This window comes from Streptomyces sp. 8K308 (assembly GCF_004348315.1).
Taxonomy (GTDB): Bacteria; Actinomycetota; Actinomycetes; order Streptomycetales; family Streptomycetaceae; genus Streptomyces.
This window is the reverse complement of the sequence record NZ_SMKC01000690.1, coordinates 1-593: the sequence shown is the minus strand read 5'-3', so window position 1 is coordinate 593 and position 593 is coordinate 1. Positions and strand designations below refer to the sequence as shown.

Here is a 593-nt window from a genome sequence, read left to right as displayed (position 1 = left end):
GACGTGGCCCGGCCTCCGGCACCAGGTGCCGGAGGCCGGGCCACGTCGCTTCCCTCATGCCCTCACATCAGGCCGCACGCGGCAGCGGCAGCCACTCGGGCAGCGCGTCCTCCGCGAGCGCCCCCACCGCCAGCAGCAGCGCGTCCGCCGGCGTCGGCTCGAACGGCTCTGACAACAGCCGCATCCCCGCCTCCGCGGGCGTCCGGTCCGCCTTCCGATGATTGTCCTCGGCACAAGCCGCCACCGTGTTCAACCACGTGTCCCGCCCACCCTGCGAACGCGGCAGCACATGATCGATCGTGGTCGCCCGGCGACCGCAGTACGCGCACCGATGCCGGTCACGCACCAGCACGCCCCGCCGCGACCACGGGGCCCGTTGTCGGAACGGCACCTTCACGTAGCGCCTGAGCCTGATCACCTGCGGCACCGGAAGATCCACCGCCGCGGCCCGCACCCGCAGCCCCGGGTGCTCGTGCTCGACCACCGCCTTGTGCTGGATCACCAGGACCACCGCCCGCCGCAGCGACACCGTCGACAGCGGCTCGTAGCTCGCGTTGAGCACAAGGGTCTGCCGCATCCCGCCCACCTTCCGG

The 593-nt window shown here is 72.7% G+C and carries 1 protein-coding gene; it reads right to left on the bottom strand.

Annotated elements, in window-relative coordinates; all coding sequences use genetic code 11:
* Positions 1 to 67: 67 nt before the first annotated feature.
* Positions 68 to 577, bottom strand: coding sequence for an HNH endonuclease (locus E1265_RS36660; protein WP_132935240.1), 510 nt, complete (start codon positions 575 to 577; stop codon positions 68 to 70).
* Positions 578 to 593: the final 16 nt, after the last annotated feature.

What these genes read in the sequence shown, in the direction of transcription:
- E1265_RS36660 (WP_132935240.1), bottom strand. Translation starts at nt 577, where the DNA reads ATGCGGCAGACCCTTGTGCTCAACGCGAGCTACGAGCCGCTGTCGACG.